Annotated in this window: 16 protein-coding genes and 1 pseudogene; 9 read left to right on the forward strand and 8 right to left on the reverse strand. The window is 73.1% G+C overall.

From position 1 onward, the window contains the following. Positions 1-165: 165 nt before the first annotated feature. From H516_RS0110155 to H516_RS19560, 9 genes and pseudogenes are all read left to right on the forward strand, one after another. The gene (locus tag H516_RS0110155) at positions 166-1,158 is read left to right on the forward strand and encodes a siderophore ABC transporter substrate-binding protein (RefSeq protein ID WP_033197091.1); all 993 of its coding nucleotides are present in this window, start codon (positions 166-168) and stop codon (positions 1,156-1,158) included. Positions 1,159-1,165: 7 nt separating this feature from the next. Then, positions 1,166-2,176: an ABC transporter permease gene (locus H516_RS0110160; protein WP_022889613.1), complete on the forward strand. Its 1,011-nt coding sequence runs from the start codon at positions 1,166-1,168 to the stop codon at positions 2,174-2,176. A 4-nt stretch (positions 2,177-2,180) separates the two neighbouring features. After that, positions 2,181-3,179, forward strand: coding sequence for an iron chelate uptake ABC transporter family permease subunit (locus H516_RS0110165; protein ID WP_051138762.1), 999 nt, complete (start codon positions 2,181-2,183; stop codon positions 3,177-3,179). Positions 3,180-3,199: 20 nt separating this feature from the next. Continuing rightward, positions 3,200-4,036: an iron ABC transporter ATP-binding protein gene (locus tag H516_RS19545; RefSeq protein WP_022889615.1), complete on the forward strand. Its 837-nt coding sequence runs from the start codon at positions 3,200-3,202 to the stop codon at positions 4,034-4,036. Continuing rightward, complete coding sequence (locus tag H516_RS0110175; protein WP_022889616.1) at positions 4,033-4,806, forward strand: siderophore-interacting protein; 774 nt, start codon at positions 4,033-4,035, stop codon at positions 4,804-4,806. Before H516_RS19545 ends, H516_RS0110175 begins: the two co-directional genes overlap by 4 nt. A 68-nt stretch (positions 4,807-4,874) precedes the next feature. Next, positions 4,875-5,648, forward strand: a pseudogene (locus H516_RS20950) (isocitrate lyase/PEP mutase family protein). A gap of 407 nt (positions 5,649-6,055) precedes the next feature. Further along, a complete protein-coding gene (locus H516_RS19555) occupies positions 6,056-7,012 on the forward strand; it encodes an ABC transporter ATP-binding protein (protein ID WP_022889617.1) in 957 nt (318 codons plus the stop codon). Next, positions 7,009-7,836, forward strand: a complete 828-nt coding sequence (locus H516_RS0110190) for an ABC transporter permease (RefSeq protein ID WP_022889618.1) — start codon at positions 7,009-7,011, stop codon at positions 7,834-7,836. The genes H516_RS19555 and H516_RS0110190 overlap by 4 nt, the downstream gene beginning before the upstream one ends. After that, entirely contained in the window at positions 7,837-9,012 is a 1,176-nt protein-coding gene (locus tag H516_RS19560; protein WP_022889619.1) for a winged helix DNA-binding domain-containing protein, read from the forward strand. It abuts the gene before it with no gap. 15 nt (positions 9,013-9,027) lie between these two features. On the opposite strand, the gene H516_RS0110200 is transcribed toward H516_RS19560, so the two are convergent. Genes H516_RS0110200 through H516_RS0110235 form a run of 8 tightly spaced genes read right to left on the reverse strand, consistent with a single transcriptional unit; the run spans position 9,028 to position 23,869 of the window. Further along, a complete protein-coding gene (locus tag H516_RS0110200) occupies positions 9,028-9,606 on the reverse strand; it encodes a hypothetical protein (protein WP_022889620.1) in 579 nt (192 codons plus the stop codon). Continuing rightward, positions 9,603-10,445: a PP2C family protein-serine/threonine phosphatase gene (locus tag H516_RS0110205; protein ID WP_022889621.1), complete on the reverse strand. Its 843-nt coding sequence runs from the start codon at positions 10,443-10,445 to the stop codon at positions 9,603-9,605. The genes H516_RS0110200 and H516_RS0110205 overlap by 4 nt, the downstream gene beginning before the upstream one ends. Continuing rightward, the gene (locus tag H516_RS0110210) at positions 10,445-11,818 is read right to left on the reverse strand and encodes a DUF5684 domain-containing protein (protein ID WP_022889622.1); all 1,374 of its coding nucleotides are present in this window, start codon (positions 11,816-11,818) and stop codon (positions 10,445-10,447) included. Before H516_RS0110210 ends, H516_RS0110205 begins: the two co-directional genes overlap by 1 nt. Next, positions 11,815-14,343, reverse strand: coding sequence for a transglutaminase domain-containing protein (locus tag H516_RS19565; protein WP_022889623.1), 2,529 nt, complete (start codon positions 14,341-14,343; stop codon positions 11,815-11,817). Before H516_RS19565 ends, H516_RS0110210 begins: the two co-directional genes overlap by 4 nt. Then, positions 14,340-15,728, reverse strand: a complete 1,389-nt coding sequence (locus H516_RS19570; RefSeq protein WP_022889624.1) for a DUF58 domain-containing protein — start codon at positions 15,726-15,728, stop codon at positions 14,340-14,342. The genes H516_RS19565 and H516_RS19570 overlap by 4 nt, the downstream gene beginning before the upstream one ends. Next, positions 15,725-16,690 (reverse strand): AAA family ATPase, encoded by a 966-nt coding sequence (locus H516_RS0110225; RefSeq protein ID WP_022889625.1) that lies wholly within the window; start codon positions 16,688-16,690, stop codon positions 15,725-15,727. The genes H516_RS19570 and H516_RS0110225 overlap by 4 nt, the downstream gene beginning before the upstream one ends. A gap of 58 nt (positions 16,691-16,748) precedes the next feature. Beyond that, positions 16,749-22,721, reverse strand: a complete 5,973-nt coding sequence (locus H516_RS19575) for an Ig-like domain-containing protein (protein WP_157432217.1) — start codon at positions 22,719-22,721, stop codon at positions 16,749-16,751. A gap of 8 nt (positions 22,722-22,729) precedes the next feature. Beyond that, the gene (locus H516_RS0110235; RefSeq protein WP_022889627.1) at positions 22,730-23,869 is read right to left on the reverse strand and encodes a serine/threonine-protein kinase; all 1,140 of its coding nucleotides are present in this window, start codon (positions 23,867-23,869) and stop codon (positions 22,730-22,732) included. Positions 23,870-24,059 lie beyond the last annotated feature (190 nt).

Genomic DNA, 24,059 nt, shown 5'->3' on the forward strand with positions numbered 1-24,059 from the left:
CAGGTTTCGAGCCGTCGCTGCGCTCCTCCTCCTCGACCCGCCGGGAGCGAGGAACACTCAGTTGGTCATTCGCGGCCACTTAAGGTTAGCCTTACCTTGCTTAGGATTCCCTAAGCCGCCGCACGGCCGCGGCCCTCCTCCCTCCCTGGAAAGCGAGTGTTCACCATGCCCAGACGCCGTTCGGCGCTGACCGCCACCGCCGGTCTCCTCACGATCGCCGCCCTCGGACTCGCCGGCTGCGCGAGCTCCGCCGAGGCCGAACCCGAGGCCGCCGCCGCGAGCGGCACGGTCACGATCGTCGACAACCACGGCGAGATCGAGGTGCCGGTGAACCCCGAGCGGGTGGTCGCGCTCGACAACCACGTCTTCGAGACGCTCTCGGCCTGGGACGTCCCGCTCGCGGCCGCGCCGAAGCAGATCATGGGCACCGACATCTGGCCCGAGTACACGGGCGACGAGGCCGTGCTCGACGTGGGCGCCCACTTCGAGCCGAACCTCGAGTCGATCGTCGCCGCGCAGCCCGAGCTCGTCATCGGCGGTTACCGCTTCGCCGAGTCGTACGACCAGATCGTGCAGCGGAACCCCGACGCCGCCGTCATCGAGATCGCCCCGCGCGAGGGCGAGGACCCGAACGCCGAGCTCACCCGTGAGATCGAGATCCTCGGCCAGATCTTCGACCGGGAGGACGAGGCCGCCGAGCTGATCGCCGCCTTCGACGACGCGACCGCCGCAGCCGCAGACGCCTACGACGGCACCTCGACCGTCGCGACCCTGCTCACCTCGGGTGGCGAGATCTCGTACATCGCCCCCGTGACCGGCCGCAGCCTCGGCGTGCTCTACCCGACCGCGGGCCTCACCCCGGCGATCGAGCAGGCGGCAGACGACACCTCGCACGGCGACGACATCAGCGTCGAGGCGATCGCCGCGGCGAACCCCGACTGGATCGTCGTGATGGACCGCGAGGGCGCGATGACCGACGCCGAGGGCTACGTGGCAGCGGAAGAGCTCATCGAGGGCTCGGAGGCGCTCGCGAACGTCACCGCCGTGAAGGAGGGCCAGGTGCTCTACGTCGACCCCGCCTTCTACCTCACCGAGGACATCCAGTCGTACACGGCCCTCTACGAGCAGCTCGCGAAGGCCTTCTCCGACGCGGCGTAGTCCTCGCGTGTCGCAGCAGTCCGTGGCATCCGCCGAGAGGCCCGAGGCGCGCACCCGACCGGGTGCGCGCCTCGGGCGCGCGCGCCGCGCCGCACTCCCCCTGGCGATCCTCGCCACCCTCGGCCTCCTCACGCTCTCCCTCTTCGTCGGCGTCTACGACGTCGTCGGCGCCGACGGCGGTGCCGAGATGTTCGCCATCACCCGCGTGCCGCGCACGATCGCCCTGATGCTCGCGGGCTGCGCGATCGCGGTCAGCGGCCTGGTCATGCAGATGCTCACGCAGAACCGCTTCGTCGACGCGACGACCGCGGGCACGACCGAGTGGGCTGCGCTCGGCCTCCTCCTCACGGTGCTGCTCTTCCCCGGCGCCGGCCTCGAGACCCAGATGGTCGCCGCGAGCCTCGCCGCCTTCGTCGGCACGCTCGCCTTCCTCGCGATCCTCCGCCGCGTCGCGATCCGCACGACCCTCGTGGTGCCGCTCATCGGCATCATGCTCGGTGCCGTGGTGAGCGCGTTCACCACCTACCTCGCGGCATCAACGAACTCGCTGCAGATGCTCGGCACCTGGTTCATGGGCAGCTTCACGAGCGTGGTGCGCGGCCGCTACGAGGTGCTCTGGGTGGTCGCGATCGTGACCTTCCTGATCTTCCTCGTCGCCGATCGTCTCACCGTCGCGGGCCTCGGCAGGGACGTCGCCACGACCGTCGGCGTGCGCTATGAGGCCGTGCTCGTCGTCGGCACCTCGCTCGTCGCGATCGCCACGGGCGTCACGACCGTCGTCGTCGGGTTCCTGCCCTTCCTCGGGCTCGTCGTGCCGAACGTCGTCTCGATGATCCGCGGCGACGACCTCCGCGGCAACCTGCCGTGGGTGTGCGTGGGCGGCGTCGCCCTCGTCACCGTGTGCGACCTCATCGGCCGCACGATCCGCATGCCGTTCGAGATCCCGGTGTCGATGGTGCTCGGTGTCGTCGGCAGCGCCGTGTTCATCGCCCTCCTCCTGCGGAGGCCGCGTGGTTGAGATCATGAGCCGAGCGGGCCGGATGCCCCGTGCGGCGACCCGCACGCGGCGCCATCTCGGGGCGATCATCGCGGGCGCCGCGGCGCTCGCCTTCATCGCCGGCATCCTCCTCGTCGACAACCCCGTGCCGTTCGGGCTGCCGGGCTTCTGGATCATCGTCGAGTCGCGGGCGGTCGCCGTCGCGACGATCGCGCTCGTCGCGATCTGCCAGGCGATGGCGACCGTGCTGTTCCACACGGCGACGGGCAATCGCATCCTGACCCCGTCGATCCTCGGCTTCGACGCGCTCTACGCGCTCATGCAGACCGCGCTCGTGTTCGTGTTCGGCATGGCTGCGACGCAGGTCGAGGGCCCGGGCAAGATCGTCGTGCAGAGCGTCGCGATGATGCTCTTCGCCACCCTGCTGTACGGCTGGCTGTTCTCGGGCCGGCGGCAGAACCTGCACGTACTGCTGCTCGTCGGCGTGGTGCTCGGGGTGGGCTTCGGCTCGGTGTCGACCTTCATGCAGCGCCTGCTCACGCCGAGCGAGTTCGACGTGCTCGCCTCGCGGCTGCACGGCTCGATCGGCAACGCGAACCCCGAGGTGCTGCCGTGGGCGGCGCTCCTCGTCGCGCTGATCGCGGTCGTCGTGTGGCGCCGGCGCAGGGTGCTCGACGTGCTCGCGCTCGGGCGCGACACCGCGGTGAACCTCGGCGTCGCATACCGTCGCGAGGTCGTCGGCCTCCTCGTCGTCGTCGCCGCGCTCATCGCGATCTCGACGACGATGATCGGGCCGATGACCTTCTTCGGGTTCCTCGTGGCGACGCTGACGTACCAGTTCGTGCGCGCCGACCACCACGGCGCGGTGCTGCCGCTCGCCGTGCTCATCGGGCTCGCCTCGCTCACGGGCGCGTACTTCGTGCTGCAGCACGTGTTCTACGCGGCCGGCCTCGTCACGGTCGTCATCGAGTTCGTCGGCGGCCTCGCCTTCCTCATCGTCATCCTGCGAAAGGGGCTCAGATGAGCACCACTCCCCCCGCGCCCATGATCACCCTCGACGCCGTGGCCAAGGGCTACGGCTCGACCCGCGCCCTCGGGCCGGTCGACCTCGAGATCGCCCACGGCGGCATCACCGCGCTCGTCGGTCCGAACGGCGCCGGCAAGTCGACGATGCTCACGATCATCGGGCGGCTGCTCGGCGCCGACGCGGGCGCCGTGCGGGTCGGCGGGCTCGATGTCGCGACGGCGAAGCCGCGCGAGCTCGCGAAGGTCGTGTCGATCCTCAAGCAGGAGAACCACTTCGTCGCCCGCCTCACCGTGCGCCAGCTCGTCGCGTTCGGGCGGTTCCCCCACTCGCAGGGCCGGCTCGCGGCATCCGATCACGAGGCGATCGACGAGGCCGTCGCATTCCTCGATCTCGCGCACCTCGAGCACCGCTTCCTCGACGAGCTCTCGGGCGGGCAGCGCCAGCGCGCCTTCGTCGCGATGGTGCTCGCGCAGGACACCGAGGTGCTGCTGCTCGACGAGCCCCTGTCGAACCTCGACATGCGGCACGCCGCACGCATGATGCAGCAGTTGCGCGACGCGGCCGACGTGCTCGGCAAGACGATCGTGCTCGTCGTGCACGACGTGAACTTCGCCTCGGTGTACGCCGACCGCATCATCGCCCTCGCCGACGGCGAGATCGTCGCCTCGGGCACGCCGGACGAGATCATGCGGCCCGAGGTGCTCTCGCGCGTGTTCGACACCCCCGTCGACGTCGTCGAGCACGCCGGCCAGCGCCTCGCGGTGTACTACCGGCCCGTACCCGTACCGACCGGATCCGACCCGTCCAGATCCGAACCGACCGCATCCGAACCGACCAGAATCGAGACCCGATGACCGCCTTCTCTCTCGCCCGCCGCCCGAAAGAGCTCGTCTTCCGGGCCGCCCGGCTCGCCGAGCGGCGCTTCCTCGCCGCCGACTACGTGCGCGTCCGGCTCGAGGGCGAGGCGCTCCGCGGCTTCGACTCGCCGGGCGCAGACGACCACATCCGGGTGTTCTTCCCGGGCGCCGACGCCGCGGCACTCTCCGTCGACGAGCTGCGCGCCGCACCGAGCCGCGAGTACACGCCGCTCGCGTGGGACGCCGCGGCCGGCACGCTCGACCTCGAGTTCCTCGTGCACGGTGACGAGGGCATCGCGGGGCGCTGGGCCGTCGACGCCGCGATCGGCGACTCGGTCGGCGTCGGCGGTCCGCGCGGCTCGCTCGTCATCGAGGGCGAGCCCGAGGGGTGGCTTCTGGCGGGTGACGAGACTGCGCTGCCCGCGATCCGTCGCCACATCGGCGGGATGCCGCGTGGTGCGCGCGGGCTCGTCGTCATCGAGGCGAGCGGGGCGGGCACCGAGTACGAACTCGAGACGCCCGAAGGCGTGCGCATCGAGTGGCTCCGGCGCGACGCAACGGCGCCCGCCGCGGCACTCGCCGCCCGGCTCGGCGCCCTGACCGGCGACGAGCGCCCCGCGGGCGACGTCTTCGCGTTCGTCGCCGCCGAGCAGGCGATCGTGAAGCCGGGACGCGAGCTGCTCGCCCGCTGGGGTCTCGACGCCGAGCGCGCCGTGATCAAGGGCTACTGGCGTCGCGGTGATGCCGGGTACCACGCCCCGCACTGAGCACCGCAGTGGCCCGTTCATCCGCGTTACGCTCCGAATCGGAAGCGATCTCCCATAGTGTGGAAACTATGACCCTCGTCGAAACCGCTGCCGAACTCCGCCGCCTGCACACCGCCCCCGAACTCCTCCAGGTGGTGAACGTGTGGGACGTCGTGAGCGCGCGCGCCGTCGCCGCCCTGCCCGAGACTCGGGCGATCGCCACCGCCAGCCACTCGATCGCCGCGACCTTCGGCTACGACGACGGCGAGCAGATCCCCGTCGAGCTCATGCTCGACATGGCGGGCCGGATCGCGCGCGCCGTCGACGTTCCCGTCTCGGCCGACCTCGAGGCCGGCTACGGCGACCCGGGCTAGACGATCCGCCGCGCGATCGGCGAGGGCATCGCGGGCGCGAACCTCGAAGACCAGCTGAAGCCGCTCGCCGAGTCGGTGGCCGCGGTCGAGGCGGCCGTCGCCGCGGCCGAGGCCGAAGGGGTGCCGTTCGCCCTCAACGCCCGCACCGATGCGTGGCTGCGCGGCCACGACCGCCCCCGAGGGGAGTGGATCGCCGACGCCATCGAGCGCGGCCGCGCCTACCTCGCCTCGGGGGCGACGAGCGTGTTCGTTCCCGGCGCCTTCGGCGAGACCGAGGTCGCCGAGCTCGTCGACGGCATCGGCCGGCAGCGGGTGAACCTCATCGGCCTGCCCGGCGTGCCCGCGCCCGGCCGGCTCGAAGACCTCGGGGTCGCACGCGTCTCGTACGGTCCGACGACTCAGCGCATCGCGCTCGGCGCCCTGCAGGACCTCGCCGCCGAGCTCTACGCCGGCGGAGTGCTCCCCGACGGCATCCGCCCGCTCAACTGAATCCGATCTCGACGCACATCGACTCGCCTCACCTCGTCTCGGCGACCCCGCGCGAGACGCTCGAGAAGCAGGCGGCCGGTCGGCGACGATGGCATGACGGCTTCCCTTCGGGCTATGCCAGTTCCGCCTCATCTCGAGAACGGATGAGGCGGAACTGGCATAGCCCCGAGAGAAATACTGTCCGGGAGAACCGGGTCGCCGACCGGGATGGCCATGCAGGCGAATCGCCTCGCGGGGCGATGGGCTCGATGCGAGACTTCTGCGCTGATCTGCGAATCCCCCGCGTGATGGATGCCACGGGCCCGCCCCGCTCGCTAGGGTGAGCGTGAGGCGGCCCGGCCGCCTCGGGTCGTGCGGGGGCGCGGCCCGACTGCGGCTCACGACGGCCCCCGATGTGAGGAGCGCGCATGGCCGACGGCATCCCCATCGAGATCACGGGGCTCAGCAAGCACTTCGGCGCGGTCACGGCCGTCGACGATCTCAGCTTCACGGTCGAACCCGGAAGGGTCACCGGGTTCCTCGGGCCGAACGGCGCAGGCAAGACGACGACCCTGCGCGTGCTGCTCGGGCTCGTGCACGCGTCGAGCGGCACCGCGACCTTCGGCGGCACGCCGTACCGCGCGCTGCCGCGCCCGCTCGAGACCGTCGGCGCGGCGCTCGACGCGAACTTCCACCCCGGGCGCACCGCGCGCAACCACCTGCGGGTGTACGCCACCGCCGCCGGCCTCCCGTCGGCGCGCGTCCCGGTGGTGCTCGAGCAGGTCGGCCTCGCCGAGTTCGCCGACCGCCGCGTGGGCGGGTATTCGCTCGGCATGCGCCAGCGCCTCGCCCTCGCCTACACGCTGCTCGGCGATCCCGGCGTCTTCGTCCTCGACGAACCGATCAACGGCCTCGACCCCGAGGGCATCCGCTGGATCCGCGTGTTCCTGCAGACCCTCGCCCGCGAGGGCCGCACGGTGCTGGTCTCCTCCCACCTGCTCAGCGAGGTCCAGCAATCGGTCGACGAGGTCGTCATCATCTCGCGCGGGCGTCTCGTGAAGCGCGGCACGCTCGCGAGCCTCGAGCTCGACTCGGCGCCGCGCACGATCGTCGACTCGCCCGACCGGGCGGCACTCGCGACCGCTCTCGACGACGCCGGCCTCGAGTACGACGCGGGCCGCAGCGGTTTCATCGTCGATGAGCCCGACCCGGCGCGGGTCGGCCACGCGGCGTTCGTCGGCGGGGTCGAGCTGAGCGCCCTGCACCGCCTGAAGTCGGGCCTCGAGGAGTCGTTCCTCTCGCTCGTGGGCGAAGAACCCGGCGATGAACCCGGCGAAGCCCCGCCCGTCGACGAAGCACCATCCGACGAGGAGGGCGCGCGATGACCTTCTTCCGCGCACTCGGCGCCGAATTCCAGAAGCTCCTGACCACCCGCATGTGGTGGCTGCTCGCGATCCTGCTCGCCGCCTACGTCGCGTTCATGGCGGGCGGCCTCGGTGCGCTGTTCAGCTGGCTCGCCGCGAACCCCGACGCCGCGGCGCCATCGGGCGGCACGCCGCTGCCGGCCGACGTCGAGCTCGCACCGCTGCTCTACAGCTTCGCCTCGAGCATCGGCTACGTGTTCCCGCTGCTCCTCGGGGCGCTCGCGGTCACGAGCGAGTTCCGGCACAAGACCCTCACGCCCACGTTCCTCGCCGACCCGCACCGCACCGTCGTGCTGTCGGCCAAGCTCGTCTCGCAGTTCATCGCGGGTGCCGTGCTCGGCGTGATCGGCTACGCGGTGTCGGTCGGCTCGGCAGCGGCCGCCCTCTCGGGCTTCGGCCTCGAGACCGGACTCGACTCGAGCGACACCTGGGCGCTCATCGGCCGCGGCATCCTCGCGATGGCGCTCTGGGGCGGCATCGGCGTCGGACTCGGCGTGCTCGTGACGAACCAGGTCGCCGCGGTCGTGATCGTGATCGCGTTCACCCAGTTCCTCGAACCGATCCTGCGGTTCGCCGCGTCGCTCAACGACGTCACCGCCGCGGTGGGCCGGTACCTGCCGGGCGCGGCCAGCGACGCCCTCGTCGGGGCGTCGTTCTACACGGTCGCCTCCTTCGGCGGCACCGAGGCGCTCGACTGGTGGCAGGGCGGGCTCGTGCTGCTCGCGATCGCCCTCGCGACCACCGCGATCGGCGGGGCGACGACCTGGCGAAGGGACGTCTCGTAGGTGGACGCCGCCGAGCTGCGCTCGCGCCGGCTGTTCGCGCAGGGCCTGCGCGGCACGGTTCAGGGCGGCTCGGATGCCACGTGGTCGGCGCTGCCCGAGACGCCCGACGCCGTCGTGGCGAGGGCGCTCGCCGTGCAGTCGCAGGAGTACCTCCCCGCCCAGTGGGGACTCGCCCAGCGCCTACCGGCGCGACCCGACGCGGCCGCTGTTGCCGCCCGCATCGACGACGGCGCGATCCTCCGCACGCACGTGCTGCGACCCACCTGGCACTTCGTGACGCCGGCCGACGCCCGATGGCTGCTCGAGCTGTCGGCGCCGCGGGTGCGGCAGCAGATGGCGGGGACCATCCGCAGGGCCGGTTGGGATGGTGAGGCCGGCCGCAGGGCCGTCGACGTCGTCGCCCGCGAACTCGCGGGCGGCCACCGCACCCGGGGCCGGCTCGGCGAGGCGCTCGTGGATGCGGGTCTCCCGAGGGATGGGCTGATGTTCGTGCTGCTCCTCGCGGAGCTCGAACTCGTCGCGATCTCCGGTGCGAGCGCCGGCCGGCAACGCAGCTACGCGGCCTTCGACGAGCGGGTGCCCGCGGCCCCGCCGCGCGCCAGGGAGGAGGCGCTCGCCGAGCTCGCCGAACGCGCACTGCTCAGCCGCGGGCCGGCGACGACGCGCGACCTGGCGACCTGGTCCGGATTCACGCTCGGCGACCTCCGTGCGGCGCTCGTCGAGGCATCCGCTCGCACGGCCGGTCGCATCGAGCAGCTCGACGACCCCGACGAATCCGAACTCTGGCACGACGCCGCCGTCACGGCCGCCTGGACGTCGCGCAGCGGCGAGCGCGCGGTGGTCGACGACGACCCCGCACGCGTCGACCTGCTCCAGGGCTACGACGAGTACGTGATGGGGTACGCGATGCCGCGCGCCTACCTTCAGCCGCCGGGCGTGGCCACCCCGGTCATTCCCGAGTTCCCGCTGCATGCGATGCTCGTCGGGGGCACCATGGTGGGCCGGTGGGCCCCCGTCGTGCAGGGCGCGTGCGTCACCCTCAGGGTGGTGCCGTGGCGCGAGTTCTCGCGCGCCGAACGCCGCTCGCTCGACGAACGACTCGCCGAGGTCACCGAGTTCCTCGGGCTTCCCTCGCAGATCGACGTCGAGCCGGTGGGGGCCGTCGAACCGGCGTGAGCCGCGCGGGGCTCGTCAGCCGAACAGCTCGCCGAGCGCCGTCACCACGAGGGCGACGAGCCCGCCGACGCTGATGAGGCACGCGCCCGCGAACACGCCGATCGACACGATCGCCGTGCGGCGCGAGCGGCGCGCGACCGAGGGCAGCGCCTCCGTCGTGTCGCGGGTCGGCGGCGGCCCGGCCGCGAATCGAGGGGGCGACGGCAGCGGGGATGCCTCGGGCGCCCGCGCCTCGTAGCGGTCGAGCACTCCGGGGCCGGCACCGGGTTCTGCGGTGCGCAGCACCTCCTCGGAGACGGGTGCGGGTGCCGGCCGGCGACGATCGCGACGGGTCGGTGCGCGCATGACGGACGCACCCTGATGCGTGAGGCGGGGTTTCGACGCGTCGGCCCGATCGACGACGACCGTGGCCTCGTCTGGTCCGGACGACCGCGGCACGACCACGGTCGCATCGGCGGCGGCGTCGGCGCGCACGACGGTGCGGTCGACGACCACGGTCTCGTCGTCCGTCCGCGAGACGACCACGGTGGCTTCGTCATGGAGGTCGGCGTACTCGAGGTCGTCGAGCATCGCACGGGCGGGATCGTCGTTCACGAACGCCTCCGCACGGGGATCGTCGTCTCATCGTCGGCCTCGGGCGAGCCGCCCTCGTCGGGCGCCCTCCGGGGAGCGCCGGTCGTGGCATCCGCATGCTCGTCGAGACCGCCGGCGAGGACGTCGACGACCACGACCGTGATGTTGTCGCGCCCGCCCGCCTGGCGCGCCCGCTGCACGAGCGCCGCAGCGGCCGACTCGGGGCGGCCGCTCATCGTGAGCGTCGCTCTGATGCCCTCGTCGCTCACCTCGGAGGTGAGGCCGTCGCTGCAGATCAGCAGCCGCTCGCCGTTCACGACGGGCAGCAGCCAGCTGTCGGCGGTGCTGTCGGGAGCGCCGATCGCCCGCGTGATGACGTTGCGGCGTTCGAAGGTCGCGAGATCCTCGGCGCGCATCGAGCCGCCGTCGACGAGCTCCTGACCGAGTGAATGGTCGACCGTGAGCTGCTCGAGCTCGGTGCCGTGGTGCCGGTAGACCCGCGAGTCGCCCACGTTGAAGATGAGCCAGGCGGGCTCGCCCTCGTCCTCGACCAGCGCGACCCCGGCGACCGTGCTGCCGGCCCCCCGATCGGTTCCGGCCGCGACCTCGGCGACGCGCCCACTCGCGCCGGCGAGGGCCTCGCGCACGCCGACGAGCGTCGCGACCGGGCGGCCGACGACGTGCTCGCGGAACGCCTCGACGACCGCAGCACTGGCTCGGTCGCCCGCCTCGTACCCGCCCATGCCGTCGGCGACGAGGTAGACCGGCCACTCCGCGAGGGCGGCGTCCTCGTTGGTGCGCCGGACGAGCCCGACGTCGCTCGCGGCGGCCGCGGCGAGCTTCACGCGGTGTTCCGGCATCAGCGTGGAGCCCCCTGCTGACCGTCGCGCTCGAGCGCGACGGCGAGGGTGCCGAGCACCAGCCGATCTGCGACCGGCGTGGGCACGCCCGGGTCGATCAGGCGGTCGACACCGCCCGCGTCGGGCACCATGACCCCGTTCGTCGAATCGAGGTCGGTGACGCTCCACTGCTCGCCGTCGAGGCGCAGCACCGCGTGCGTCTTCGAGAGGGTACGACTCAGGTCGGGCACGACGAGTCGCTGCTCGCCCGTGAGGGCGGCACGCGGATTGCGGCCGAGCACGACGACGGGCGCATCGAGCTCGAGGACGCTGCCGTCGTCGAGCACGAGCCGCCAGCGCACGAGCGGACGCCGTTGGACGACGACGGTGCGGTCGAACGCGTCGTCATCGCCTTCGCCGGTGACGATGGTCGGGGCGTCCGCCGGTTCGAATGCGTCGAGCCCGGGGTTCGGCACCGCGGCCGTGGCCGGCGGTGTTTCACGGGGGGCGGCGAGTGCGGCGTAGGCGGCCGCCGCGCCGCCGGCCTGCGGCACGGGCGCGGCGGGCGCGGGAGGGAGCGGCGGGAGCGGTTCGATCCGCCCGGGGACTCGCGGTGCCGCGACCTCGTGGCCGGCGGTCGGTGCCACCGGCGGCTGGGCGCTCGGCGGGGCGAAGAGCGATGAGACCGAATCGGCCGGCCCTGCAGGAGGCGCCGCCGGCACGGCGGGCGCGGGGGGCACGGGCGCGTCGGGCGCGTCGTTCAGCGGAGACGCCCAGGCCTGCGCGGCCGCCGACATGTGCACCGGCGGGGTCGCGGGCGCTGCAGACGGCGTCGCGGCCGGCGGGGTCGCGACCGGCGGCGCAACCGGTGCGGCGGTGACGAACGGCGCGATGAGCGGCGCGGGCTGCGGCGCGGCGGCGACCGGCGGCGCGGCCAACGGCCCGCCCGGGAATCCGGGCGCGACCGGCGGGATCTCGCCGGTGCCTGATGCCCGCATCGGCATGCGACCGAGCTCGGGGTCGGGCGAGGGGCCCGTCGCGAGCACCGTCGCCCAGACCGGCGGCAGCAGCACGCCGAGCACCGTGGTGCCGACGCCCCGCCAGCTCTGCGTGCTGATGCGGTGCAGTGCGAACACCTTGAACACGAGGCCGACGATCTGCACGAGCGGCAGGTACATCAGCAATGCGAGCCAGGGCTGCTGCCGGCCGATCTTGAAGAGCTGCATCTCGTTGTACACCGGCACCCAGGCCGACCACGCGGGCTGGCCGAAGCGCGCGAAGACCTTCGCGAGCATCGCCGCGTACCAGACGTACAGCCCGATGCCGATGAGGAGCGAGAAACCGACCGTCATGAACGTGGCGGCGATGAGCTGCTGGGAGTCGACTGGGGTCATCGTGCGGGCTCCTCGAATGGTGCGCGAGCTGGGCGGAGGGGGCGGGTCAGGGAGGCGAGGGAGAGCATCGCCGCGAACCGGCGGCGGGCTCGGGACCGGGCACGCAGTTCGGCGCGTTCGGCGTCGACGATCGCCCAGGCCGCGTCGGCGTCGGCGGCGCCGGGCGGGTCACCGGCGAACACTGCGCCGTCGACCCTCGCGGCGAGTTCGACGGCCGCCCGGCGGCCGGAGGCCCGTGCGATCGCCGCGCGATCCGCGCTCGACCCGAAAGGCACGTCGTGGTCGGCGTACAGGTCGATGAGTTCGTCCCATGCTCCGACGATACGCAGTTCGGGCACCGGGTCGTGCCGACGGCGGCGCGAGCGCGCGCCCTTCGCCACGATCAGCGCGATGAACGGCAGCAGCAGCAACAGCAGTGCTGCGGCGCCGAGTCCGATCCACTTGAGAATCGTGAACAGCGAGACGAGGCCGAGGTCCGCCTCGTCCGGCGACGTCGCCGCGGTGTCGCTCGACTCGCTCTGCGCCGCGGGCGGGTCGACGGTCGCTGTGTCGGCGCGGTCGGGCGTCGTCGGGTGCTCGGGAAGCTGCTCGCCCTCCTTGATCAGGCTCGGCGCGACTTCGTGCTGGGGCGTCACCTCGATCGGCGTCCATGCGCCGTGCTCGCCCGCCACCTCGGTCCACACCGTCAACGCGCCGCCCGTGCAGACCTCGGTGCACGCGACGGCGCCCGACACCTCCTCAGCGCCCGCGAGCCGGAAGCCGAGCACCACGCGCGACTCGTAGCCGAGCGCACGCGCGAGCAGCGCGACAGCGGTCGCGAACTGCTCGTCGTCACCGACGGCGGCGACGAGCGCGGCGTCGGATGCCTCGGGCCCGGCCAGTCGCTGCTGGTCGACGAGCTGGGTGAAGAGGGCTTCGATTCGTGCCGCCGAGTGCCCCGAATAGCTCGGAAGGAAGGTGTACCCGGCGCCGAGGCGGGTGATCCACTCGGCGGCATCCGGCCCGTCGACGGCGGAATGGCTGAGATACCCGCGGCTTCGCAGGCGTTCGACGAGTTCGGTGAAGCCGGCCGCGGTGCCGGGCTGCTCCTGCATCTCGAGCCACTCCGCGAGTGCCGGGTACTCGTCGAGGTCGAGTCGGGCGGCCGAGCCCGGCTCGCCGAGCGCGGCCGGCGCATCGGGTGCCGAGACGAGCGAATACGCATCGCCCGGCAGCAGACCCCGCTCGGCGGCCGACGCCGACGCCGAGGCATCCGGCACCGCGGCGATGTCGATGGAGGTCGCGCCGTCCGCGGCGCGGTGGAAGCCGTCGGCGAGCGCCGCTCGACGAGGGCCGTCGAATTCGGGGGCCGCACGGAGCCCGAGCGGGGCGGGCACCCAGACGCCGGCGTAGCCGTCGTCGACGGTGAGCCCGAAGACGACGTCGCCCGGCATCCGCACGGCGGCGCGCGGAAGCCGGCTGAATCGGCCCGACGTCGCGTCGCCCCGCGAGGCCGCGACGTGGAAGGTCTCGCCGTCGTAGGTGTCGAGGGTCGCCAGACGGAGGCGGTCGACGCCACCGGAGTCGCCATCGAGCACCAGCCAGGGCTCGTCGATCCGGTCGGCCTCGAACGCCGCCCGGAAGCTCGCGAGCGGAGTGGGCGTCTGTCTGAGGACGACGGCGGGCTCGATGCGGTCGCGCAACGCCCCGCGGTCCGCGAACTGGGCGGCCGCCGGGGTGACGACCGCACCCACGACGAGCGCGATCGCGACGAGCACCGCCGCGAGCCCGCGTCGGCGCAGCGCGGGCCAGCCCGACAGGCCGGCGCGCTGCACGGTGCCCGCGGTCGCGCGTCGCAGCGCGAGCGCGCGGGCGGACCGCGAGCGCAGCAGCAGCCAGACGAGCGCGGCCGCGAGCCCGCCGATGCCGACGGCGAGTTCGCGCGGAGCGGGCACGACGAGGGGGCCGACGACGAGCGATGCGCTCAGCGAACTCGAACCGAAGGCGAGACCGAACCCCGACATCGCGAAGCCGACGACGACCGCGAGCGGAGAGCTGCGCCGGTCGGGCACCACGAGGAGCGCGGCGGTGAGCGTGCCGACCAGCATCACGAGGAAGAACGGCACGAGGACGGCCTGGTACTCGCCCAGCGGGAGCGAGAGGGTCAGCAGCTGCTTCCAGCCGACGATCACGCCGACGAAGCCGTCGCGGATGCCGCGCATCCACGTCGGGGCGTCGCCGACCGAACCCGGAACGGCGACGGGCACCACGAGCAGGGCGTACACGACGGCGGTCGCACCGACGACGAACAACGCCGCGAGCGCCCCCCGCAGACGCAGCAGCCGCGTGACGAGCGCGAGGCCGACGCCGGCGACGAGCCCGACGGCGGCGACCAGGATCATGCGGGGGGCGGCGTGGACGGGCCAGGCGGCCACGGTCGCGAGCGCCGCCGCGACCACGACGTAGCCGATGCCCAGCGTGGTACGCAGCGGATCGATCTCGGTGACGGGGACATCGCTGCGCCCGCGGGTGACGGGCGCGCTCACCGGAGGGCCCCCCTCGCGAGGAGCTGCCCGAGGTCGCCGAGTTCGCCGAGCGTGAGCACGGTGAGCTCCTTCGAGCGACGGGCCGCGGGCTCCGCACCGGGATCGCACCGCACGGCGACGACCGCGATGCCCGGCGGCAGCGTGACGGCCGCGCGACGGAGTCGCTGCAGGGGCACGAGCGATCCGGTGACGAGGTAGGCGATCGAGAGGTCGCCGAACGACTGGGCGACGAGGGCCGCGACCGACTCGAGTCGGATCACCCCGGCGCCCGCGCCGGCGGCGGACGCGCCCTCGAGGCCCGAGATCCCGTCGAGGAGCACCCGCGACGTCACGGTCGGCAGCGCCCGCATCGACTGCACCGCCCCGCGGTCGGCTGCGTCGAGTTCTGCGCTCACGCCGACGAGCACGTCGCGCCCCTCGCGAACGCCCTGCACGCCGAGCGAGGCGGCGGCGCTGACCGCCTGCTCGAACTCGTCGTCGCCCGAATAGCCGTCGAGGTCGAGGTCGAGGAGCACCGCGATGCGCGCGTGGCGCGACTCCTCGTACTGGCGGACCATGAGCCGGCCGGTGCGCGCGGTCGACTTCCAGTGGATGTGCCGCTGCGAATCGCCCGCGACGTACTCGCGCACCGCGTGGAACGAGAGATCGGCGTCGACGAGCTGATTCGACGGCGCCCCCTCGAGGTCGCGGATGAGCCCGGCGCTCGACGGCGGCAACGCCACGGTGACGGGATGCACGTGCACCCGCTGCACCTCGGGCCAGCGCATCTCGCGACGCAGCACCCTGAGGGGGTCGCCTCGCGAGACCGTCATCGGGCCGACGTCGATGATGCCGCGGCGCTGCGCGGCGATGAGGAGCTCCTCGCGGTGGTGCCCGCCGCCGCGGAGGAGCGGGACGTGGGCCTCGACGAGCCCGTCGCCCACGGGGATGTCGACGACGCCGGGCAGCGCCGGGCGGGCTCCGCCGTTGACGAGATCGAGCGTGCCCCGGATCTCCGACCCGGCGACGACCCGGTCGCGGTCGAGCTCGAGCTTCACCCGGTAGTCGTGCGCGCCGAGGAGGAACGGCACGCACACGAGGAGCAGCGCGCCCGCCATCGCGGCGACCACCCATCCCTCGAACCAGCCGAATGCCGCGCCGGCGGCGGCGCCTGAGATCATGAGGCCGACGAGGAGCATCCCCGCCGGTGAGACCGTCTCCCGCACCCAGCCCACCGCGCGCGCGAACGCGCCGCCCACCGAGCGCGTGGCGCGACGAAGGCGGGCCGCGCCCTCGGCCACCGGGCCGCGGCGCGTGCGAGCGAGCCGCGTGACCGTGGCGCCACGGGTCGAGGTGACCGTGTCGGTGGTCGCGGGCTTCGTGAGGAGATCGGTCGGTCCGGTCACGCCACCCCGTTCTCCCGGGGAGCGGGCACGTCGAGGAGGATCTGGTTGACGATCGCGACCGCCGTGACTCCGTCGAACTCCGCCTCGGGCTCGAGCACGAGCCGGTGCGCGAGGGCCGCGACGGCCAGCTCGCGGACGTCGTCGGGGGTCGCGTACGTGCGCCCCGCCGCCGCGGCCCACGTCATCGCGAGTCGCGAGAGGGCGATCGCCCCGCGCACGCTCACGCCGAGGCGCACCTCCGTCGCACGGCGCGTCGCATCGACGAGGCGCATGACATAGTCGGAGACGAGCGGATTCACGTACACGCCGCGAGACAGTTCGGCCATCGCGACGATGGTGTCGGTGCCGACGATGCCCTCGAGCTGCGGCTTCGGGGCACCGACCGCCTGCAGGATCCGCATCGTCGAGGCCTCGTCGGGGTACCCGATCGAGGTCTTCACGGTGAAGCGGTCGAGCTGCGCCTCGGGCAGGCGGTACGTGCCGCCCTGCTCGATGGGGTTCTGCGTCGCGATCACGAGGAAGGGGTTGCCGACCGGGCGCGTGACGCCGTCGGTCGTGACGTTGCCCTCCTCCATGACCTCGAGCAGCGCCGACTGCGTCTTGGGGCTGGCGCGGTTGATCTCGTCGGCGAGCACGATGTTGGCGAAGACGGGCCCGGCGTGGAACTCGAACCGTCCGGCCTTCTGGTCGAAGACCGTGATGCCGGTGACGTCGCCGGGCAGTAGGTCGGGCGTGAACTGGATGCGCGAGCTCGTGCCGTGGATCGTCTGCGCGATGGCCCGCGCGAGTGCGGTCTTTCCCGTGCCGGGGGCGTCCTCCAGCAGCAGGTGGCCGCCGCTGACGGCGGTCGCGAGCACGAGCTCGACCACGTGCCGCTTGCCGAGCACGGCCTGCTCGACGTTGTCGGCGATGAGCGAGAACGTCTCGGCGAACCAGGCGGATTGCTCCGGGGCGATCGTCACGGTCGGTGGTCCTCTCGAATGGGGCTGGTTGTCTGGGGCCGGATGTCTCGGGCCCGGGTCATGGGGTGGGCGGTTCGCCGGCGGTGCACGGCACGCCCGTGCGGGTGATCGGGGTGAGCTTCGCATACGCACCGGTGAAGGAGACGGTGAACGAGACGTTTCCTGCGGTGTCGGGTGCGGTCACGTCGGAGAGCACCGCCGAGCCGGCCGCGGCCGGTGAGACCACGACGCCCCGTTCGTCGTCGGGCTTCTTCGGCACGACGACGCAGCTGTCGGCGAAGTCGACGTCGACGATGGTGGGCGCCCCGGCCGGGGTGATCGGGATGCCCGACGAGCAGCGCCAGGCGTCTTCGTCGTGGCACTGCCGCGCCACGATCGACGGCGCGTACGACGTGCTGAAGCCCGAGGCGAACGCATCGGCTGCGACGGGCGTGCCGTCGAACAGGTACTCGAGGTGGAAGTTCGGCGAGGGGGTCAGCGACGGCGTCGCGGTCAGGCGGTACGTGAAGGAGTTGCCGCCGCCGCCCACCGCCGGGCCGACGGTGTACGTCGTCGAGCTCGCCTGCGGCTCGTCGATCCAGCTCGATACGAACACCCGCGCCTCGCCCGACACCGCGACGCCGTAGCCGTTCGAGGTGCAGGCCATGACTCGGTAGTTGCGCTGCTCGAGGCCGCCGATGCTGGGGCTGCTGCCGACGGTCGCGCTGCCGGCGTCGTAGCCGAGCGCGCCCGACGCATCGGCCCAGCACTGCGGCGCGCCCTGGTTCTGGCGCCAGGCGAAGTAGACGGTCTCGGCGGCTCGCGGACTGTGGTTCGCACTCGGGGTGACCCCGGTCACGATCAGCGAACTGTTCGACGTCGCGGTCGCCCCGATGCTGTTCGGATCGAAGAACGGCCCGCCGGCCACCGTCACCGGCGTCGAGACCGAGCCGCCTTCGCTGCCGCCGCGCCCCGTGGGCGGTTCGAAGACGCTGATCGGCACGAGGGTGACCGTCTGCGGTCCGGGTGCGAGCACGAGATCGGCCCGGGTCTCCTGACCTCGACGGTCGATCGTCTGGCCGGTCTCCACCACCCGGAACGCTCGCGCGTCGGCCTTCGCGGTCACCACGAGTTCGACGACCCCCGCCGACGGCGAGGTCGTGCCCTCGCGGTAGACCGGGGTGAGCGAGACGCCCCCGACGCTCGGCGCGCTGTACGACCACGTCGTCACGGCATTCGTCGGCGACGAGGTGCCGACGCTGTTCACCGCACGCGCGGAGTAGTCGTGCCGCTCGCCGGGCGTGAGCCCGCCGACGGTGCACCACCAGACGCCCGGGGCGCCCGCGGAGCAGTCGGCGGGCACCGTGCGGCCGCCCTCGAGGATCTCGAGGCCGGTGATCGCGGGGTGGGCGCGCAACGCCTCGCCGAGCGAGACCTCGAGGGTCACGCTCGTCGCGGTGAAGTCCGCGGTCGAGATGGATGCGGGCGGCTGCGGGAGCCCGAGGAGGTCGACCGTCAGACGCCCCTCGCCCGGGCGGCCCTGCGCGTCGGCCACGATGTACGGCACGACGCACTCGCCGCCGAAGGCGTTCTGGCCGCTCGGCCAGGTGACGGTGATCGAGCGGTCGTCGACGGCGCGCACGGTCGCGACCTGGCAGCTGTTGGCACCGGCGCCGAGGCCCTCGAGCTTCAGCCCTGCACCGGTCTTGCCCGCGAAGGGGTCGTACTCGCCCGCCACGCCGATCACGGTGACCGTGCAGGAGGCGCCGTCGCCCACCGAGCACTGCTGGGTGAACACGGCTCCGCGAGGCGCGTCGGCCGGGGCCTGGCCGACGACGAGCGTGATGGCCGAGGAGATCCCGCCGAAGGCGCTGATGCCGACCGTCGCGGTCTCACGGGTGCCGGGGCGGGCGTCGGCGCGAGCCTCGAAGCTGACGCGGTCGCCCGACTGCACGACGGTGAACGCGCTGCCCGAGTACTCGACCGAGTAGTCGAGCTTCGATCGGTCGCCCTCGCGCCCGCCCTCCCACGTCGTCATCTCGTCGTAGAGCTTCACCGATTCGGTCGCGCCGGGCGCCACCGTCCGGCTCACCGGGGAGAGGATCGCCTGCGGGTCCTTCGGGATGATCGCGATGGGAACGCCGACCCACGACCAGGTCTTCTGCCCGTCGAGACGCACGGGGATGAGGCAGCTGTCGCTCCACGGGGCATCCGCGCCCGCCGAGTAGCTCGCGCGACCGCCGGAGGCGGGCGAACAGCTCGCCGCCGCCCGCTGCACCGTGTACCCCTCGGTACCGATCTCGACCCGATCGCCCTTCGGCAGGTCGAGGAGCTCGCGCACCTCGAACTCGAGCTGCGCCTCCTCTTTCACCTCGAGCTGTTCGACGTCGGCGCGCAGCTGCACCCGGAGATCGTCGGCGGCCGGCACGACGAGGAACCCGAACGCCTCGGCCTCACGGCCGGCCCGATCCTCGCCGTGCAGGCGGAACGGCACGAGCGCGCCGTCATCGGGCAGCGGGCCGATGATGCGGTGCCCGTCGACCCGGTAGTCGCCCGTCTTCTCCCCCCAGAGTTCCAGCTCCAGGTCGCCGAGTTCGCCCGACGCCCACACGACGTGGCCGGCGACGACGTCGAGCCCCTCGGTGCTGAGGTCGGCCCGCGACCGCGCGGTGACGACGGTGTCGGTCACGATCGGCGCATCCGGCGATTCGCCCTCGATCACGTTCACGACGACGAGCCCCTCGGCGGTGCTCGAACTGCGCAACGACTTCACCGTGTAGCGGTACGAATTGGCGCCGACCACGTCGCCCGGGCGCAGCACGGCACGGCCGTCCTCGAGCGAGGTCGTCTCGTCGACGAGCGCCTCGAGTCGCCGGTATTCGGCGCTGCCCTCGGGCGCGTTCGGCACGAGCCTCACGAGCTCGAGCTCACCCTGCGCGGGGTCGAGGTCGTTGCCGGCCGGTTCGACCGTCACGGGCGCGGCAGCCGACTGCTGCACCCGCACGTAGTCGCTGAAGGTGACCGGCGCCGTGTCGGTGACGGCGGCCGCGAGCACGCCGACGCGCACGCGGGCCGTGCCCTCGGCACCTGAGGCGTCGCGCACGGTGTACTCGAACGCGGGCTGCACCTCGCCCGCGGCGTTCTCGGGCGCCGTGTACACGATCGCATCGCCCTCCGCCGAGATCGTCGCGGTACCGAGCCCGGCCTTCGGCTGCGTCACCGAGGCGAGCACCGTGCGGTCGCCGTCGGGGTCCATGCCGGTCGCGGCGACGGGGATGCGCACGCTCTGGCCGCTGAGCACCCGGGCGACCAGCGGGTGCGGCTCGGGCGCGCGGTTCGCACCCTCGGGCAGCACCGTGACCGTGACGGTCGAGTGGTCGAGCCGCTCGGGCGCCTGCTCGAGCCCGACGGCGTAGCCGAGCTCGTAGGTGCCCGGCGCGGTCGGGGCGAGGTAGCGCACCTCGTCACCGGAGGCGAAGGCCAGCTCGCCCTCGGCGCCCGACGAGGTCACCTCGGGGTGCACGACGAGCCGCTCGGCCCGGGGGCTCACGTCGTTGGCCGTCACCGGGATGGAGATGAGCTCGCCCGCGCGCATCGTGACGGTGTCGGGCATCGCGATGGGGCTGAGACCGGCCGAGGGAGCCACGAGGAAGACGTTGAGGTCGCCGACCGCGGTCGCACCGGCCCCGTCTGCGACGGTCACCTTCGCACGGCCGACCAGCCCGGGCCGGCCGTCGCGCGTCACGCCCGTCGCCCTCACCTGCGACTGCGCGACCACGCCGACGCCGAGCTCGGGCGTCATCGCGACGGCGTCGGTCACCACGAGCACGCGCCCGCTCGTGTTCTGCGCTGCACCGAGCACGTCGACCATGGCGTCCTCGCCGACGCGCACGAACGCCGTCATCGGGGCGAGGGCGAGCGGTGCACCCGGAGCGGCGACCGTCACCCGGATCGTCGCCGTCTGCTCGGCGCGCGTCACCACGTCCTGCACGGTGAAGGTCGCGAGGTAGGCGCCTGGCTCGGCGGCCGAGAGCTCGACCTCGCCCGCAGCCGCGTTCGGCGCGACGACGAGCCCGCCGCTCGCCGCCGCCGCCGTCGGAACCGCGTCGAGCAGCCGCACCGACCCCGATCCGCCGCTCACATGCTCGACGATCTCGACGATGGCGGTCTCACCGGCGCCCGTGGTGACGGCGACCGGGGTGACGGCGAGCGATGCGCTCGAGATCACCCTGAGGTCGAGGGTCGCCTCGGCCTCGGCGCCGTGCACGTCGGCGACCGTGACGCGCACCTGCACCTTCTCCGCGGCGGCGTTCGGGTCTGTGTGCCTGACGGCGACACGGCCGTCCGACATCGGCACGATCGAGACCGGCGCGCTCGGGTCGATCGGCTGCGCATCGGCGAGCACGAAGGCGTCGCCCTCGGGGTCGACCCAGCCGGGCAGCACGGGCACGAGCGCCGTCCCTCCGGGCATGAGCTGCGGCTCGGGCCAGCGCTGGGCGCAATCGGCGACGCCGCACCAGACGGGCGCGCTGTTGACCTCGTCGGGAACGACGGTGAGCGTCACGGTGGCCGGCGCGGACGTCGCAGCGCCGTCGGTCACCGCGTAGCTGAACGTCGTCGAACCCGAGGTCGCCCGCACGCGGACCACGGGCGTCTGGTCGTTCGAGGTGAGTGAGAGTTCGCCGAAGCCACCGTCGGCGAGTCCTTCCGAGATCGACGCCGGGTCGACCGTGAGCACGTCCTTGGCGTTCGGATCGTGGTCGTTCAGCAGCACGGGCAATTCGACCTGCTGCCCGGCGCGCACGCCGAAGCCGTCGGCGACCGCCACGGGCGGCTCCTGCCGGGCGAGGTCCTCGACCTCGCGAGTGCCGACGCGATCCTCGACCTCGTCGTCGAGCGCCCACTCCTCGATCGGCACCATCCGACCGTCGGGCACCGTCCAGACGAGCCCCGAGGAGGTCTCGTTGAGCACGGCGCGGTCGCCGTTGCCGCGCAGCACCGGCGTGATCGCCTGCGGCCCCTCGGCATCGCGCTCTCCTTCGGGCGCCTCGAGCGGCACGGTCGCCCCGGTCGCGCTCGTCCAGATCGTGCCGCCGTCGACGCCGAGCCAGGCCGCTGCGAGTTCGCCGCCGACGACGATCGGAGCGGCCGGGGTGCCGCTCGCATCGACGACGCGCTCGCCGCCACCACCGTCGAGCGCCAGCTCCACGAGCCCCGCCGAGTCGGCGATGTGCACGGACTCCCCGGATTCGGAGCCCTGCTGCAAGCGCGCGTCGGCCGCCACGTCGACCGGCACGACGTCGTCGCGACCCGAGACCCACGCCCGCGAATCGGCGGCGTCGAGCATGACCCAGCGCTCACCGACGACGGTGAGTTCGAGTCGCGCGTCCGCAGCGGGCGGTTCGGCGATCGCCGACGCGCGCCCGACGAACTCGCCGGTCGCGACGTCGAAGACCCGCACCGCCTCCTCGCGCGCCGAGTACATGGCCATCAGTCCGTCGGGCGAGATCCCGACGGCGGCGGCGGCGTACGTCTTCTCCTCGTCGTCCTTCGCGCGCTCCTCGGCGTACGGGTCGACGGGGAACGCGTCGTCGGCGTCGAGGCGACCCGCGTGCACCGTCCCGGTGTCGGTGCGGTAGGCGATCCAGTCTCCGGCGGCGACGACGTCGCGCGTGCCGACGGGCGTCGGCATCGATCCGCCGCCGTCCTCGGCGACGAGGTCGACCGGGCCGGCGGGATCGATGCGCCACCGCTGGCGGAAGCCCTGGCTGAAGAGTGAGGTCTCGGAGCCCGCCTGGACGACGCCGCTCGGGTCATCGACGTCGCGCACGAGGTCGATCTCGGCGAGGTCGGTGTTGACGCGGGCGTACTGACCGCTGTCGCGCGTCACCCACACCGAGGTCTCGAGCCGGGGAATCTCCTGCGCTTCATACCCGTTCGCCGTGACCGCGAGGGTGACGACGGTCGCGACCGCGGCGAGGCCCGCGACCGAGGCGATGACGGCTCCGCGCCGACCGCGCCGGCGACCGCCGCGTGCGCGTTCGACGCCCACGCCCGCCATCAGATCACCCCCGCGACCGTGAGCCCGACCGCACCGGCGACGAGCACCGCGACGGCCGATCCTGCGCCGATCAGCACGGGCTTCAGCCACCCGGTGCGTGCCCGGGCCGGGGCGAGCCCGCCGTCGTCGACCACGGGGCCGGTCGGGCGTGCCGCGGCGACCGCCGCGGCTCGGCCCGCTCGACGGGAGTCGGAGTTCACGGTGGTCACGACCGGGCCTCGCTCCGCGCCATCCGCGAGGCCGAGCGGCGCAGCCGCCGCCCATTCGGGCGAGGCGACCTCGAGACTCGTGGGGGCGACGCCGAGCTCGTACTGCGCCCAGCGCAGCGCCCCGCCGAACTCGGTCATCGACGGGTAGCGGCGGGCGGGGTCGCGCTGCATCGCCGTGGACAGCACGGTGTCGATGCGCGCCGGCACCCCTCGCGGCGCGAGCGGGGTGTACTTCGCGCCGAGCACCCGACGTGAGAGCTGGTCGACGCTGTTGCGGCTGCGCTCGGCGAGCTCGAACGGACTGTGGCCGGCGAGCAGCGTGTAGAGGGTCGCGCCGAGCCCCCACACCTCGGTGGCGACCGTGCCGGTCGTGCGTTCGCCGAGCACCTCGGGTGCGCTCCACGGGATCGACATCGCGAAGATGTCGCCGGCGCCCCCGTCGCCGATCGTTCCCGCGATGCCGAAGTCGGCGAGGACGGGCGCGCCGAGCGAGTTGACGAGCAGGTTCGAGGGCTTGATGTCGCGGTGCAGCAGGCCGGAGCGGTGCGCGGTCTCGAGTGCGCCGGCCATGCGCACTCCGATGTCGAGCACCTCTCCCACCGGAACCGGTCCGCGCTTGGCGCGGGCGCCGAGCGACTCGGGGCAGTACTCCATGACGAGGTAGGGGCGCCCGTCGGCGGAGATCGACGCCTGGTGGATGGTCACGATCGACGGGTGGCCGCTCAGCCGCGCCATCGCGTCGGCCTCTGCCGTAAACGCGCGACGCGCCTCGGCGTCGACGACGTCGACGAGCAGCACCTTCACTGCGGTCACGCGGCGCGGCAGGTCCTGCTCGTAGAGGAACACGTCGGCGAAGCCGCCGGTGCCGAGGGGGCGGACGTAGCTGTAGCCCGAGAGCACGGGCGGTGGGGAGGGCAGACGCTTCGCCACGAGCGGGGGGCCTCCTGCCGGCTTGTCGGGTCACCGGCGCGCCGGGAGCTGTTCGGGTCTCGGATGCCTCGCCGACACCGGCGGGGATCGCGAAGGCCCCCCGGCGGCGGCGCGGTCGAGCCGCGGCATCCGGGGGACATCCTAAACGAGGCGGATGCCGCCGCCGAATCGGCTGTGGAACGTGACGCGG

Origin of the sequence: Agromyces italicus DSM 16388, from assembly GCF_000421545.1 — a bacterium.
GTDB lineage: Bacteria > Actinomycetota > Actinomycetes > Actinomycetales > Microbacteriaceae > Agromyces > Agromyces italicus.

What these genes read in the sequence shown, in the direction of transcription:
- H516_RS19555 (WP_022889617.1), top strand. Translation starts at nt 6,056, where the DNA reads ATGGCCGACGGCATCCCCATCGAGATCACGGGGCTCAGCAAGCACTTC.
- H516_RS0110165 (WP_051138762.1), top strand. Translation starts at nt 2,181, where the DNA reads ATGAGCCGAGCGGGCCGGATGCCCCGTGCGGCGACCCGCACGCGGCGC.
- H516_RS0110210 (WP_022889622.1), bottom strand. Translation starts at nt 11,818, where the DNA reads ATGACCCCAGTCGACTCCCAGCAGCTCATCGCCGCCACGTTCATGACG.
- H516_RS19545 (WP_022889615.1), top strand. Translation starts at nt 3,200, where the DNA reads ATGATCACCCTCGACGCCGTGGCCAAGGGCTACGGCTCGACCCGCGCC.
- H516_RS0110175 (WP_022889616.1), top strand. Translation starts at nt 4,033, where the DNA reads ATGACCGCCTTCTCTCTCGCCCGCCGCCCGAAAGAGCTCGTCTTCCGG.
- H516_RS0110155 (WP_033197091.1), top strand. Translation starts at nt 166, where the DNA reads ATGCCCAGACGCCGTTCGGCGCTGACCGCCACCGCCGGTCTCCTCACG.
- H516_RS0110190 (WP_022889618.1), top strand. Translation starts at nt 7,009, where the DNA reads ATGACCTTCTTCCGCGCACTCGGCGCCGAATTCCAGAAGCTCCTGACC.
- H516_RS0110205 (WP_022889621.1), bottom strand. Translation starts at nt 10,445, where the DNA reads ATGCCGGAACACCGCGTGAAGCTCGCCGCGGCCGCCGCGAGCGACGTC.